We start from the raw sequence: 15727 nt of genomic DNA on the forward strand, positions 1-15727 counted from the left end.
AGGTGTACTGAATCTCTATGAACGACAGCAGCTCCACATCGAAATACGAGAGCGTCGCCCATGCGTTGATTGACTCGGTCGCTTCGTATGGCAACGTGGTGATTGCGTTTTCGGGGGGCGTCGATAGCAGTGTGGTGGCCGCCGCAGCAGTGCACGCGGCGCGGCGTGGCGAGTTCGCCTGCATTGCCGTGACCGCCCGTTCCCCGTCCTTGGCGAGCTGGCAGGCGGAATTGGCACTCCGCGTGGCAGGCGAGATCGGGATCTCGCACGAATTTGTGGCAACCGATGAAATGAATCGTGATGGGTACGTGCGAAACGGAGCGGATCGTTGTTTTTATTGCAAACAAACCCTGTATGAATTCCTGCAGCCGATCGCCCTGCAACGCGATGCCGTGATTGTCTCGGGCACCAACGCGGACGACCTGGGGGATCATCGACCCGGGCTGATTGCGGGCCAGCAGGCGGGCGTCCACACTCCGCTCGCTGATTTGCAATTCGACAAACAAACCGTGCGGGGGATCGCCGCTTGGTTTGGGCTGAGCAATGCGGACCTACCCGCCTCACCCTGCTTGTCCAGCCGAATTGCTTACAACGTGGAGGTGACCCCAGAGCGATTGGTCCGCATTGATGCCGCTGAATCATGGCTGCGTCAACGAGGGATCGGTGATCTACGCGTGCGACTGCTCGCGGGGGAGTTGGCCAGCATCGAAGTCCTCCCCGATCAAATGAAGGTTGTTGTCGATTTACAAGAGAACGATTCTCTCGCCGCAGCATTCACCGCCATGGGATTTCGCAATGTCACATTGGATTTACGCGGACTGCGAAGCGGAAGCATGAATGAATCACTCGTTACCCTGTCAAGCATCCGGTCATGAGCGATTTAGTCGGACGTCGAATCGGCGATTTTCAAGTGCTCCGCCGTCTCGGTAGCGGTGGGATGGCCGATGTCTATGCGGCCCGCCAACTCGGGCTCGGTCGCGATGTGGCGCTCAAGGTATTGCGTTCGGTTGCCCAGAGTGATGATGACCATCTCAAGAGATTTCGGCGTGAGGCACAAGCGGCCGCGAGATTGAACCACCCTTCGATCGTGCAAATCTACGAGTTCGGCGAAGTCGATGGGGTGCACTACATTGCTCAAGAACTCGTCGACGGCATCAATCTCAAACAGGCCCTGGATCGAGAGGGTCCGTTCTCCGCTGACAAAGCCGTTAAGGTGCTACGCAGTGTCGGCAGCGCCCTCCAAGTGGCTCATAAAGGCGGCGTGACGCATCGTGATATCAAGCCCGAGAATATCATGCGCGGTGCCAACGAGATGATCAAAGTTACCGATTTCGGTCTGGCGCGAATGTTGACGCAAGCCGACTCCAGTACCGCGAATTTGACGCGTGCTGGTTTGACCTTGGGCACACCCCGATACATGAGTCCCGAACAAATCCAAGGCGGGACCGTCGATGCACGCAGCGATTTGTATTCGCTCGGCGTAACGATGTATCACCTCATCACCGGTTCGGCGCCGTTTGATGGTGAGGAAGCTCTTGCGCTAGCAGTCAAGCATCTGCATGAGACGCCCCGTCCAATCGATCACGTCCGCGGCAGGGCCGATTTACCCGCTTGGTTGGTGTCACTGGTCATGCGGTGCTTGCAGAAAGCTCCCGAGGCACGGGTCCAATCCGCCAGCGAATTGCTGCAGATGGTGCAAACGCACGCTCCAGAACAAACATCGAGTGTTGAGCTGGCTGTCGCCGATGCTCCAGAGCCCGTTGGTGCAGCGGCGGGGACGCCCGTTCTCTCAGCGGCGACCACTTCCAATGCGGCTGTCAACTCAGCGACAATCCAACTGCAACGTGTCACCGACCTCGCTCGCGTGACGCAGGCACGCCGGGCATCACGCCAGCGATTGGCCGTTGCCATGCTCATCGTGGCTGGTTTCTTGGGCGGCATCGGCGGATGGATGGCCGCCCGAGCGTCTCGCCCCGCATCCATCTCAAACCAACTCCGCGGTCCCATCGTGGCCGTCGCCGATACCATCGAGCAACAGTATCTGACCGCCCTGACTCGCAACGATCTACCTGCCTGGCACGCTGTCTTGAACTTCCCCGCGCCACCGGAATCTCCCCAGTCCGATTACCACGACAAAGCAAAACTGCAGCTGACACGGCTGTTAATCGAGCAGGGCGATTTTAAGACGGCATCCCGATTGCTTGATGAATTGCAACAGTCCACAACGGTGAAACCCCTGTACCAGATACTCGCCATGGTCGAGCGTCATGCCATTGCGATAGCCACCAACCAGCCACGCGAGGCCTCTCATCTGAAGACTGAGATCAGCGATAGTTTGAAAGTCGCCAGTCCTGCTGCGGCTGAACAGTTTCGCCGCCTGGTCCCCAAACCCGAGCGACTCAATCTGGGACTGGTCGAAGACGTGAATTGAGCCGCGACGCGAAGTCGAGGCAGCGATCCGAGAATGATGGCCTGAGTTTGTAGGCCAGCGTTCCACAGTCTTGGTTCCAACCGCGGAGCGTTCGGCCACTCTTTTTTCGCTCCTTCTTAATTCGACCAGATCGAGATCGTTTCACGCATGGTTGCCTAAACGACGTTGCACTCAATGACGTTGGCTCCCGCCATGGCATAAGCGTGGAACTCATTGAGCGTAAATCTTATCGAGGTGGTGCTTTGTGAAGCCGGCGCTGCTGGTCATCCCTTTGCCCCCAATTCCCGTTGTGATGAACACATTGGCTAAGGGATTCTCACAATGGATTCCCGTTGGGGCTGCGGTCTGACTGTACACACCAGACCACGACGCCTCGATATCCCATTTGGGAAAATTCATGATGCGGCGAGCTTCTTCGATCATGCAGTCATTGATTTCCGAACGCAGTTCAAAATCCAATCGGTCGGGTTGGCTCGCAGGAGCATATTCGTGTGAATCTCCCAGGATAATTCCGCCATCGAGCTCTTGCTTGAACAGGATATGGATGCCCCATCGCCGAAAGGGATCGTCCGCGGTTTCGGTTGCGTTGATCTCGTGGTTCTTGATCTCGTTCCAGGAAGGGCATTGCGAAAAACTCTCGTAACGGCGAATGGATCGGCCGGTCAAAATGTTCCCCGGCAGTGCGACTCCCTGTTGCGGCCGCAGTCGCAGCATTTGGAGCTTGCAGATCTGCATCTCACTTCGCCGGAAATGTTCGGGGAACAATGTTTGAAATTCACTGCCACAACATAAAATCACGCGAGCAGCCGTTAGCTTTTTCCCGGTGGAGGTCTCCGCGACGACGCGGCCGCTATCGCACGACTCCAGGTTGCGAATCTGCGTATGGAAGGCAGCGCGAAAGCCGCTCGAAGTGCCTAGATGGCGATGCAGGCGGTGGATCATTTGCCGTGGGTTCACAGATACTTCCTCGGGAAAAAATAATCCACCTCGGCAGTACTCGCGTCGCAATTGCGGGTATCGCTCGCAGCACTCTCGCGGCGTCCAGAGTTGCGACTGATATCCTGTCGCTGCATTGAGGTGCCGCAATTCCTCAATCAGAGTGCATTCCTCCTCATCCGACGCAATGTAGAGACTGCCGTTTTGACGAATCGAAATGTCGCAATGCGACTGGATCTCTCGGTAAATCCGCAGGCTCTCCCGACCGTATTGCTGCCAATCGTGATCCAACCCGGATGGCACGACTTGACCAAAGTTGCGGACCGTAGCCCCCGCGGGTTTACCATGGCGTTCGACGAGCGTCACACTCAATCCGCGTCGCAGGGCGTGGTAGGCGTAGAAGCTCCCCAGAACACCGCCGCCGATGATGAGTAGATCGGAATCGTCTTCGTTGGAACTGGCGCGTTTCATTTCGGCCCCGGAAGTGCGAGCGGGTTCTTACTGGGGATTTTGGACGAAAAGTAGAAGAATAGAAATAGGGTCAATGCAGACGACATCACAGCGACGGCTAACGCTCCCCAAATCAACAGTGGCAGAAAACGATTCTCGCCGGTGAATGTGTTTCGGAAAATCATGACGGCAACGTAGCTCAGATAACCCAATGCATCGGCCAAGTACATCAGATAGCCGAGCGTTCCGGTTTCTCGAAACACTGCGATCATCCTTTCGAACACCGTCGTGTGAAACGCGACGTAGGGAAGATACAACCCCAGCCCCAGCAGAACCATAAACGCCATCGGAGAAAGCTGCCCGGATACCTGTCCAATGACCGAGCCAATCACCACCACAAATCCGGCAGCGAGCACTCCAATGGATAGTAGGAACGCGGTTCGGTTGTTGCGTACCAAACTGGTTAGTCCCGCGACAGCGATGACGCCGACCATCACCCAAAACTCCGATCGAGCAAATACCGCTGGATTGTCTCGGACGCCCAATTCAGACCAGATCTCCACTGCGAAATCATCTCGCAAACTCCGCACCAGAGTCAACAAGACATAGATGGACAGCAGCCCAGTGAGGCCCCAGGCATGCCGGCGCCAGAAATCACGCCGCTGCTGATGGTTCATCGGCGCTCGCTTGCAGCGAAGGGACTCATCCGCGGCAGAGGGCGGCGGGATCTGAGACAACATCCAAACGAAAAACAGTAGAGGGATGATGAAAATCAATCCAGTCAGACATGGCATCCAATAGGTGTCGACACCGTGCGTGGAAATCAGGCTCCTGCCAACCGATTTGACAAACCCGGATGACACGATGAAACTCGCGCACAAACCGGCAGAGAGAGCTTCCGTCACAGCTCGGCCCTCTAAGAATCCGAGCACCAACCCAAACACCATGCCCAAGGGTAAACCATTGACGAACAGCCACACAAAGTTCCATGGCGCGGGCGTGATCGCAAACAGCACCAACGCGATCTCGGCGATGCCAATCAATACCAAGAGAGCGGTTGCACGATAACCGGCGGGCATCTCCGAGACAACTTTGATGCCAATGAACTTGGACAGCGTGTATCCGGCAACCTGTGAAGAAATCAGGATGGTTTTGAATCCGATCCCATAGAACATCACACCATCATACGTCGCCGCCGTAAATGGCTTCCGGAACGCGTACATGCAGAAGTACGTTCCAAAAGCAGCGGCAATGCAATAGAGGGAGAATACAGTGGGGTGAGCTGTCGACAGCCAGTGTGTTATGCCGCGTCCAGGTGCCGCATGGGAGTCGTCGAAAACGGCTACTTCATTGACCGTGGCCATTGGCGCCCTTATGGCAGGTAGATTGGCAGCAACCACTCAGGCACGAGTGATGTCTGAGATCACTCGTGCCGCGGAGGTTGCGACAGTGGATTCGACCGGAACACGCTGTCGCAAGAACATCTGCGTAAGCTTCGCTTACTGTTCGATGATGACTTCGTTGTTTTGAGCCGTACTCATCGGTTGCCAGATTTTCAGGTTGTCAACCGAATCGGTAACAAATCGAACGCTACCATCGGCCATCAACACGTTCACCCCGCCGGTGTGGTGGCTGCGGGCGGCCGCGTACACGGCCGAGGTATCACGCACCTCTAAACACTCCAGACGGTCATTGGCACCGGTGGTCGTCGTTGTTGACGGATCATTCATCTCGTCACCGCATGCTGCCAGAACATCTTTTTCGTTTGAGTTAGGATTTCGAAATGCGGAAAAGATCGTGGCCCCCATCGCTGGCGACATCCAGACTCCACGAATGTCAGTTTTGGATTCCGCCGCGAGAATCTCACTCATGGCGATCGTGTTGCTTAAGCCGTCGGTGAAGTCTCGGCTTTGCATGCCTTTACTATTCTGGAAGCGATCGCCCGCGGAAGTCGAGCCGTCCGCTGTCGTGATCACCGCGTCTTGGTGGAGGTAGAGAGTTCCGAACGCGCCGCGAGTCTCGGGCTGTTCCCACGACAGCATGTCACCTGAACCCCAGCACGCGGCATAGTTATTGCCTTTGGCCAGTGCTTCGAGTCCATAGCTGCCATCGGAAAACTGAGTTCGTACAGAGGGCGCGGAAGGGCATTTGTCAAAAGACGCCAGTTGTTCGCGTCCCAGGTGCCCGGTGAACTCATGGTATTCGCAGTCATCACATGGATTCGATACATGACTGGTGGCTCGGGAGTCCTCGCAGATCTTCACGCGTTGCCACATCGCGGGTTGTTCCATGTACGGAAAGAGCATCACGAGCCAGTGCCAGCCCATTTCGTTTTGTCCGTGCTGCCACCCACCCGTTTTGAATCGATTACCCGACTCGTCATAGTTGACGTTTCCTGGTGGGAACGCGTTGAAGGCAGACATATGATTGTGCATGCCCAACCCCAGCTGTTTCATGTTGTTTTGGCACTGCATCCGGCGTGCGGCTTCGCGAGCCGCCTGGACTGCTGGAAGCAGTAGGCCCACGAGGACGCCAATAATGGCGATGACTACCAACAATTCAACAAGCGTGAATCCACGCTGCCTACGCGTCAGCGCTCCATGAGCTTCGTTTTGACGACGATGCATTCGATAATTCCTTGGTCGAGTTCAAAAACAATTGATTTATGTCGGCCGGAATTAAAACAGGTGCATGTTGCGTTTAAGTGTGGAATTCATGAAGAACTCTTGAAGACAAATGCCTGGCAAGCGAATGCGCTGATGGGCACCGTCAGGTGTCCCTAGGGGGTGGAATGCGATGCTTCGCCCCGAAAAATCAGCTGGCCAAAAGGGAGCATTCGCAAGTGAAGTCGAAAGCGTAAGAGCAGAGACTCACTGGATTCAAAATCCAGTTGGAGCAATCCAGTGAGGGTTCGAGTCCCTCCTACGGTACTCATTGTGAGCAAAGGACTTGGGGCGATGAATCGGAGTCCTGAGCTAGTAGGGCCGGTTCCACCGGCCATATGCGTCGGTTCTCCAACTCCTCGGTCGGACGATGGCGCCGAGGTGCAAGATTGTTCTTCGTCGGGTTGCCCCAGCGTAGGGCCGGTTCCACCGGCCACATGCGTCGGTTCTCCGACTCCTCGGTCGGACGCTGGCGCCGAGGTGCAAGATTGTTCTTCGGTGGGATGCCGCAGCGTAGGGCCGGTTCCACCGGCCATATGCGTCGGTTCTCCAACTCCTCGGTCGGACGCTGGCGCCGAGGTGCAAGATTGTTCTTCGGTGGGATGCCCGCAGCGTAGGGCCGGTTCCACCGGCCATATGCGTCGGTTCTCCGACTCCTCGGTCGGACGATGGCACCGAGGTGCAAGATTGTTCTTCGTCGGGTTGCCCCAGCGTAGGGCCGGTTCCACCGGCCACATGCGTCGGTTCTCCGACTCCTCGGTCGGACGCTGGCGCCGAGGTGCAAGATTGTTCTTCGTCGGGTTGCCGCAGCGTAGGGCCGGTTCCACCGGCCACATGCGTCGGTTCTCCGACTCCTCGGTCGGACGATGGCACCGAGGTGCAAGATTGTTCTTCGGTGGGATGCCGCAGCGTAGGGCCGGTTTCACCGGCCATATGCGTCGGTTCTCCGACTCCTCGGTCGGACGCTGGCGCCGAGGTGCAAGATTGTTCTTCGTCGGGTTGCCCCAGCGTAGGGCCGGTTCCACCGGCCATATGCGTCGGTTCTCCGACTCCTCGGTCGGACGCTGGCACCGAGGTGCAAGATTGTTCTTCGTCGGGTTGCCCCAGCGTAGGGCCGGTTCCACCGGCCATATGCGTCGGTTCTCCAACTCCTCGGTCGGACGATGGCACCGGGGTGCAAGATTGTTCTTCGTCGGGTTGCCCCAGCGTAGGGCCGGTTCCACCGGCCACATGCGTCGGTTCTCCGACTCCTCGGTCGGACGCTGGCGCCGAGGTGCAAGATTGTTCTTCGTCGGGATGCCGCCGCGTAGGGCCGGTTCCACCGGCCATATGCGTCGGTTCTCCGACTCCTCGGTCGGACGATGGCGCCGAGGTGCAAGATTGTTCTTCGTCGGGTTGCCCCAGCGTAGGGCCGGTTCCACCGGCCACATGCGTCGGTTCTCCAACTCCTCGGTCGGACGATGGCGCCGAGGTGCAAGATTGTTCTTCGTCGGGATGCCGCCGCGTAGGGCCGGTTCCACCGGCCATATGCGTCGGTTCTCCAACTCCTCGGTCGGACGATGGCGCCGAGGTGCAAGATTGTTCTTCGGTGGGATGCCCCAGGGGACGGCCGGTAGAACCGGCCCTACGTGCTTTGGCGGAGCACGCTCGCTCTCCGTCGCTGTCGATAACTTTGAGAATGACTACGAACTCGAAATATTGCCCACGTCCCATTTTCCGGCCTGTTCTTCGGTGGGATGTCCCAGGGGACGGCCGGTAGAACCGGCCCTACGTGCTTTGGCGGAACACGCTCGCTCTCCGTCGCTGTCGATAACTTTGAGAATGACTACGAACTCGAAATATTACCCACGTCCCATTTTCCGGCCTGTTCTTCGGTGGGATGTCCCAGGGGATGGCCGGTAGAACCGGCCCTACGTGCTTTGGCGGAACACGCTCGCTCTCCGTCGCTGTCGATAACTTTGAGAATGACTACGAACTCGAAATATTGCCCACGTCCCATTTTCCGGCCTGTTCTTCGGTGGGATGCCCCAGGGGACGGCCGGTAGAACCGGCCCTACGTGCTTTGACCGAACCCTCTCGATCGGCGGTGGTGTCGATGACTTGGAGATTGACTACGAAGTTTCATCGATCGACGTGTTGAAACACTATCCGGACCCACCATGAATCGTTTTGCACTGGATGTGATAGGACCGTTCCGGGCGCGACGGGAGTCGTTCTTCGGGTGAGGAGACAAGGAAAACTAGCCGACCACCCCGGACAAAGGATGGGTAACCTTCGCCAGCGGTCTGTTTCGTTGCGCGTTACAGGACGCAAAACGATCCTACCGTAACGCCTTTTCCCGCAACTCTTCCGCAACGCACCCGCACCGGATTCAAAATCCATCCACGCGTCCCCACGATTGTGATTTGCAGCGGCATCATGGAATTTGCAGGCAGCCGAAGTGGTCTCTCGACATCGATGTCAGCATCGATGCGGATTGGACTTGCAGGTTGGGGTCCAACTCAACGGCGAGTGCCGAGTGCTGCGCGGCCAGCTTTGTCTTCTGGTGTTCGCTGTAGCATTGTGCCAGCAAAAAGTGGCTTTCCGCCGTCGGCGACAGATCTACGAGTTGTCGGTACGCATGCTCCTCCATCGTTCGCTCACCCAGGCGTCTGGCAGCGAATCCAATCCCCTTCCAGGCGCTCGCCAAGCTGAGCTGCTTGCGATCACTTTCCGGCTGTGAGTTCCAATACGCGACCGCACTCTGATAGGCAGTCAAGCTTTTGGGGAACTGCTCCTTGCGCTGCCAGCAGAGACCTTGGTAGTCCAAGCAGGTCGGCTGGAATTGCGGATTCCTCTGCAACGGATTGAGTAACTGCAGGGCGTCATCGATCCGATCGAGGTGCATCAGCAATGTGATCCTGCGTCCGATCGCTGCGATGGGTGGTCGCGGCGCAAGGGGCCGTTGAACCTCAGCCTCCATTTGTGAGACGGTCCGATGGAGGTCCGGTATGAGTGTCGCTACTGCCTGCCCATTGATGATGCCGCGTGGTTGTAGTTCTGCCATCGTGCGAGCCTGTTGCTCTGCCAGGGCGAAACGCCGTGAGTCCAAGCTGTTTTCCAGATCAATGCGGACGCCGTCGGCGACCGCGTCCACGTAAGCGGTCGGGACCAGCAACGCAAACGCGGTGAGCATCGCCCATGTTGACCACGATTTTGTCAAGAATGCGGGTAGCCTAAGTTCAGTCAGGAAGGTAGCGGAAGCCAGTGTTACAGCCAGCATGATGGTGGTGGCCGCTAGCCCGCGGAAAAACGTCAGTGACACGAATCCGAGGCCCCCATGTATGTAGGGTGATTGTGCGATGGCGACGAACACTGCTGCGGCAGCGAGCAATCCACAAACCATAAACGCCCTCGCGACGCCGCTCGCAAGGCTCACCTGGCCAATCGCCAGCAGAGCGAGGGGCAGTGCTGCTAGCAAACTGCAGGCGACGACATCCCAGCGACCGAACAACGCGACGACTCCATCAGCGGAGGCGAGCAATCGACTCACCAGCGTGACCGCTGCGGCCACCGCGACAAGAAACACGACCCATGTGTAGCGAGTATTCATATGGGGTTCATTCATATTGCGGCCGGTGTGGGTGGTGCTGTCTTCGCCGACGACTTTCGTGATTTCCAGATCATGCCATCAAAACAATAGTGCCAGAACGCGACGACAATATTGATGAATACCCACTGTTCAAAATACCCGCGGGAAAGGGCGTAGTTGCCCAGGCCGATGATCACCACAAACATGATCAAGAACAAAAGCCACATTTGAGATAATCGAATCAACGGATTCGATTTCCCATGGTCGCGAGTTCCGCTCATCGACCAGGTCACGATTGACATGTATTCCAAAGAGTGGAACACCGCTGAAGCGAGTGCTAACGCAATGACATATTGAGAATTTTCGTAATGCGATGCGACCAACAGCGATGCAAATAGGATCATCACGCTCGCTAGATACGCAAGGCTAGCTACCGAGGCATCGCGATTGAAAACGCACCGTGTGAACTGCCGGAGAACGAGGGCGACGGGGATCGTTAATACAAACCAGTCGACGGCGGAAACCCACTGGAATCCGTCGAACGGCCCCTCCGTCCATCCCCACCCCGCCACACGAGCGATCACGTATAGCATGAAGCCACGGAAGAGTACTTTCTCAAAGGAGAGTGCCCATCGGTTGGGCGGTTGGGATGGTGCTGAGCCAGTGGGGTGTGACCGACGCTGATAGATTCGAAACACGCCATGGTGCTGGGACGCAAAATGCCAGGCGTTCCATATGTAGTCGATGACCCCCAAACACAGCAGCGACCCCGTACCCATTTTTAAGCAGAGGCAGGCAATCAAAATGGCGGTGCCGAATGCGAGGAATTGTCGTCGGCGATCTCGCCCCTTGTGGTGGTCCACGCTGACCAAAACTAATGTGATCCAGCGATGGGGAGCGGTCACGAAGTAGATCTGCCAAAACAGCAGGCTTTGATGCGTCGTCACGCCACCGAAGCAATCCACCAGCAGAAGTAGCGGCCAGAATGCATTGGCAACGAAGAACAGATCAATCGCAGGAGAGAAAAGAAAACCACCCCTCGGCTGTGGGCCAGGCGTGGACTTCGATTCCACTTCAGACTGCGACGAGCGCGCCGCAGAGTCGCTCACGCCTTTGCCGGCACGGGCGACGGGCGCCGTGGAGCGTGATGTGGAATGGGGATTCGGCTGTGGGCGAGTCAAGGTCGTCATCATTCGATCCTCTTTGGATCCGCATCCGAATCGTGTGGGGTGGGCGGGGGGCTGCGATCGATACTCTCGCTGCCCTTTGGAATCCGGATCCAGTGGTCATGAAACGAGATCCCCGCACTCCATGGCACGAGCGGCATATGGCATTCAATGCAATCGCCGTCGGGTTGATGAGCGGGCGTGCTCAACGAGCCCTCTTGATGACACGCTTGGCATTGACCGATCGATCGTGTGCGATCGTGCGAGACGGTGTCGTGAGGATCATGGCAGGTCGAGCACGTCAAATTGCCTGGCGTTTCCAGGTAGCAGCGACTGCGTTGGATTCCGAAAGGTTGAAAGCGAGCCAGCTCATGCGGCTGCATGTCGGGGGTGATCGACGAGGCGTCTCGATGGCAGCTGGCACAGGCGGACAGGTAGTCCGCCGCCGTCTCATAACGCAACATCGGCTTGGCCTCTTCGGCGCGACCTTGGTGCGCGAGCTCGACATGTTTTTTCCGGGGGCCGTGACAGCGTTCGCAACCGACATTCTCGACGATCAGCGAATTGAGAATCGGCAGATTCGGCGGCGGTATCGACGTGCTGTGGCAGCCCAAGCATGCGCGAATATCGGCGTCTTGCATCGGACGACCGAAGCATTCAAGTGTGCCCTTGGCGAAGTCGTCAAAGCGTTCGTGGTCGGGGGTTACCCCAACCCGATCGCCTTCGGGGAAATAGGACCACCGGAGCTCGACTCCACGCTGCGTGGCCTCATCGACGGCGATTGGGGTTTGGGCATGACTGCCCGAGCCAAGCAACCAGGTTACGGGAACGGACAACCCATTGCGAGTTAAGTCGCGGACGACAAACTGACCATTGACGTGGCCGAACTCAAAGACCTGGTCACGACGCGGGTCGGGATAGCTGCCCCGTTGAGACAGTTCGTCAGCGAGGGAGGATTGGCTCATCAACATCGCGGTGTGCGAGTGCCCCGAGCGGCGATGTGCTTCATATTCCTTTTGATGGCACTCCGCACATGCTTGGTCGCCCGCAAAGTTCGTCGCGATCAGGCTGTTCCAGCCGCGTACCTGCTGCTGGACATGGTGCGGTAGACTCTCCAATACCTGCTGGGAGATAACATCGGGGCTCAGGTCGATTGGTTGCGACCGCGATCCTCTCGGGTCTGTGGCGGGAAGCCACTGTCCCGCCGCCCAGCCGACAACCAGCCAAGCCGTTCCAATAGCAACCACGACCAGCGCCAGCAGATCGCCACGCAGGAGCTTTCGCCACGCAAAGTGCGTGCTGCCCATGCGATCGACTGGAATCGATTCGTCCTTGATTGCTTTTGGTTTACGCATCGTGATGTCGCGGGTCAGCCCAGCGGCGCATCTTTCAGCTTCCATTGGCCATCGACACGTTGCAGTGTCCAGGTTTGCTCCGTTTCGCCAACCGTTGAGGTTGCGCTGCGGCGGGACTCGCTGGACGAGGTCGCGTGAACTCCACCGAAGATTTTGACGGGCACGGTCACCAGGTCACCGTCATAGGTCGCTTCACCATTCACTTGGTATCCACGCGTGCTGTATTCCTTGCGACCTTCTGGAACGGCACCGGCAACGAACGCGCTGGCAAACATTTGGTCATCGCCCGCGAGATCGCCCAATCCCTCAACACTGGCGAAGACGTTCTGTTCGTCGGTCGGCTGAACGACCCCGGAGGAGCCACATCCCACGGCAACACAGAGGTGCATCGCTAGCGCGAGACCCAGTAAATTGTTCTTTTTCATTTCGTGTTTCTTGTTTAGTTAGGAGTTTGTTTTGCAATAGGCTCGATCGAGTCGGCTTACAACGCTTCGATCACTTCATTGTTTTGCGCTGTACTCATCGGCCGCCAAATGTTCAGGTTGTCGACCGAATCGCTCACAAATCGAACGCTGCCATCGGCCATCAAGACATTCACGCCTCCGGTGTGGTGGCTGCGAGCGGCCGCGTAGATCACCGCCGTATCGCGTTGCTCGAGACATTCCAGGCGGTCGGCGCTGTTCGTGGTCGTGGTCGTCGACGGGTCGTTTATTTCGTCACCGCATGCGGCCAGCGTGTCTTTTTGGTTGTCGTTGGGGTTGAGGAAGGCAGAGAAAATGGTGGCCCCCATTGCTGGCGACATCCATACTCCACGAATGTCAGTCTTGGAGTCCGCAGCGAGAATCTCGCTCATCGCCATCGTATTGCTCAGGCCATCGGTGAAGTCTCGGCTCTGCATGCCCTTGCCATTCTGGAATCGATCGCCTGCGGAAGTCGTGCCGTTCGCGGTCGTGATAATCGCTTCCTGATTGACGTAGTGAGTGCCAAACGCACCGCGAGTCTCAGGCTGCTCCCACGACAGCATGTCTCCTGAACCCCAGCACGCGGCGTAGTTATTGCCTTTGGCGAGTGCTTCGAGTCCGTAACTGCCATCGGAAAATTGAGTTCGCACCGAGGGTGCCGATGGACATTGGTCAAACGAGGGGAGCTGCTCACGTCCCAAGTTTCCAATGATGTCGATAGATTCGCAGTGGTCGCAGGGATTCGAGGTGTGTTCGTTTGCGCGTGTGTCTTCGCATTGCTGAACGAGTTGCCACATCGCGGGCTGCTCCATGTACGGAAACAGCATCACGAGCCAGTGCCAACCCATTTCGTTTTGACCGTGCTGCCAGCCACCGGTTTTAAACCGATTGCCTGACTCGTCGTAGTTCACGCTCCCTGGTGGAAAAGCATTGAAGGCCGACATGTGATTATGCATGGCCAACCCCATCTGCTTCATGTTGTTTTGGCACTGCATCCGCCGGGCAGCTTCGCGAGCTGCTTGGACGGCTGGCAGCAGGAGTCCCACGAGTACGCCAATGATGGCAATCACCACCAACAATTCAACGAGTGTAAATCCAGGCCGGAGGCGATGTCGCATCGCCTGTGATCCATGTTGTGTACGCTGCATTTGTGAATTCCTAAGTCGAGTTTTGATTTGATTGATCTGTGTCGGGCGGAATTAAAACAGCTTCATATTGCGTTTCTGTTTGGGAATGATGAAGAACTCGTGAAGACGCCGGGCTGCCAAGTGAAGGCGTGTTTGCTGCTCCATCGGAATGCTCTATGGGATCGGTGGCCCCGCTCATGCAAAAAATCCGCTCAGAAATCTATGCTTTCCGGTGCCTCGAGCGAGGGTGGAGCTGGCGAGGGCCGCGTAGCGATCACGTAACGATCGCCTAGGAACCATGGCCGTCAGCCTGGTGGATTCGCCATGCCAGTGGCTCTCGGAAGCGAGCCCATGCCACGGGGGTGTCGCAATGGGTGCTTTTGCGCCCTAGCGGGGCCGCGGGGCGTCAGGCTGCGATCGAGGGCCTGTCAGAAATGGCGAGGGCGTTTGAACCGCTTGCGCGGTTGGTGTCCGCTGCACCAACGGCGTGCTGCAGAGCCCGCCTAGGGTTGGGGGGGCAGCCGTTTCTCATGAGTTTGAGCAACTTTTTGGATGAGAGGCTCCGGGGGCTTTTGCCCCGCCCGCTGCCAAGGGCGGGGGCAAACGGAGAACGCAGCCGCGGCGAGGGCCAAACGGAGCGTCAATCCAACGATTGAGCAGTCCGGCTAGCCCCGCAGTGCTTTGGCCAGGGGACAGTTTTTCATCGCATCGGGGTCACCGCTGCGGTATTTTTTGAGCAGACGGCGTGATTCGGCAGCGAGCTGCCGACGGACTTCGCGTCGTTGGCCCTTGACGCGGGCGATCGCCATGTTGTCGTAGGCGGTGGTTTGGTGCCGCATCCAGGCGATGACGGCGGATTCAGCACGCTGCTCGATGGGGATTCGCTGCGTCCGCGCCACCGTGCCGCTGCCGACGGGGGTGGCATGCTGGGTGACGGCGGTGGCCAATCGCTCGGCGACGCTGCCATAGGACTTGTCGAACGCTAGAAATTCAGTCACGGCGGCTTGGAAATCCTCGACGTATTCCCCCTGTTTCTCATCACGTCGGGTCTTGGCGGCGGCTTTGGATTTGGCGTATTGCGGCGTGCTGCGGGTCGCTTCCATGGACTTCTGAGCGGTTGCGATTTGAGCGGCATCGGCCCACAAACCCTGCGAAAATTCTCGCCGGCCACGGCGTTCTTTGACCGTCCAAGTTGGCCCCGCCGCTTTCACTCTGCGCGTGACCCCTGCGTCTCCGGGCAGCAACAGCTCCCAAGTGTCCGGTACGACCACCACTTCGCCGGCGGGCAAGACCACCGTGCGGGTGACGGAACCGGGACCGACCGTCAACGACTGTTTCTCGAGCGGCTCGCGGGGGTCAGGATCAGGGTGACGCGACTGCGTTTTCGGTTTCGTTTTGGGCATGGGGGCGAGCGGCGAAAAAGGTTCAGGAGAGGCGATTGGGCGGGCCAATGTGTGATGCCGATGTGGATCCCGTTAGCAGAAGGCAACACAATGGTGCCCCCCTAATGGGATGTGGCAGGCAGGTAATGGAACCAAACCGCTGCTTCGTACGTCAAAAGTGACAA

11 protein-coding genes and 1 tRNA gene are annotated in these 15727 nt (G+C 57.7%); 3 read left to right on the plus strand and 9 right to left on the minus strand.

All coding sequences use genetic code 11. The annotated features are described in order from the left end of the window. Window positions 1-17 precede the first annotated feature (17 nt). Window positions 18-875, plus strand: a complete 858-nt coding sequence (larE, locus tag SH410x_RS06445; RefSeq protein ID WP_473675683.1) for an ATP-dependent sacrificial sulfur transferase LarE — start codon at window positions 18-20, stop codon at window positions 873-875. Continuing rightward, complete coding sequence (locus SH410x_RS06450; protein WP_473675684.1) at window positions 872-2431, plus strand: protein kinase domain-containing protein; 1560 nt, start codon at window positions 872-874, stop codon at window positions 2429-2431. Before larE ends, SH410x_RS06450 begins: the two co-directional genes overlap by 4 nt. A gap of 210 nt (window positions 2432-2641) precedes the next feature. Here SH410x_RS06450 and SH410x_RS06455 read toward each other — a convergent pair whose 3' ends face one another. The 3 genes from SH410x_RS06455 to SH410x_RS06465 form a co-directional block, all read right to left on the minus strand. Continuing rightward, window positions 2642-3838 carry a TIGR03364 family FAD-dependent oxidoreductase gene (locus tag SH410x_RS06455; protein WP_473675685.1) on the minus strand — a complete coding sequence of 399 codons (1197 nt, stop codon included), beginning with the start codon at window positions 3836-3838 and terminating at the stop codon, window positions 2642-2644. Continuing rightward, window positions 3835-5181 (minus strand): DUF5690 family protein, encoded by a 1347-nt coding sequence (locus tag SH410x_RS06460; RefSeq protein ID WP_473675686.1) that lies wholly within the window; start codon window positions 5179-5181, stop codon window positions 3835-3837. The genes SH410x_RS06455 and SH410x_RS06460 overlap by 4 nt, the downstream gene beginning before the upstream one ends. Before the next feature lie 135 nt (window positions 5182-5316). Next, window positions 5317-6444, minus strand: coding sequence for a DUF1559 family PulG-like putative transporter (locus tag SH410x_RS06465; RefSeq protein WP_473675687.1), 1128 nt, complete (start codon window positions 6442-6444; stop codon window positions 5317-5319). Between the two features lie 226 nt (window positions 6445-6670). Between SH410x_RS06465 and SH410x_RS06470 the strand changes: the two genes are divergently transcribed. Then, window positions 6671-6747 (plus strand) — tRNA-Leu (locus SH410x_RS06470). A gap of 2149 nt (window positions 6748-8896) precedes the next feature. Here the strand turns inward: SH410x_RS06470 and SH410x_RS06475 are convergent. From SH410x_RS06475 to SH410x_RS06500, 6 genes are all read right to left on the minus strand, one after another. Then, window positions 8897-10072: a tetratricopeptide repeat protein gene (locus tag SH410x_RS06475; protein WP_473675688.1), complete on the minus strand. Its 1176-nt coding sequence runs from the start codon at window positions 10070-10072 to the stop codon at window positions 8897-8899. 11 nt (window positions 10073-10083) lie between these two features. Continuing rightward, complete coding sequence (locus tag SH410x_RS06480; protein WP_473675689.1) at window positions 10084-11241, minus strand: hypothetical protein; 1158 nt, start codon at window positions 11239-11241, stop codon at window positions 10084-10086. Next, the gene (locus tag SH410x_RS06485; RefSeq protein WP_473675690.1) at window positions 11241-12572 is read right to left on the minus strand and encodes a multiheme c-type cytochrome; all 1332 of its coding nucleotides are present in this window, start codon (window positions 12570-12572) and stop codon (window positions 11241-11243) included. Before SH410x_RS06485 ends, SH410x_RS06480 begins: the two co-directional genes overlap by 1 nt. Before the next feature lie 14 nt (window positions 12573-12586). Beyond that, a complete protein-coding gene (locus SH410x_RS06490; RefSeq protein ID WP_473675691.1) occupies window positions 12587-12997 on the minus strand; it encodes a hypothetical protein in 411 nt (136 codons plus the stop codon). 56 nt (window positions 12998-13053) lie between these two features. Then, window positions 13054-14181, minus strand: coding sequence for a DUF1559 family PulG-like putative transporter (locus tag SH410x_RS06495; protein ID WP_473675692.1), 1128 nt, complete (start codon window positions 14179-14181; stop codon window positions 13054-13056). A 644-nt stretch (window positions 14182-14825) separates the two neighbouring features. After that, window positions 14826-15563, minus strand: coding sequence for a DUF2293 domain-containing protein (locus SH410x_RS06500; RefSeq protein WP_473675693.1), 738 nt, complete (start codon window positions 15561-15563; stop codon window positions 14826-14828). Window positions 15564-15727 lie beyond the last annotated feature (164 nt).

The organism is Rhodopirellula sp. SH410 (assembly GCF_055811895.1).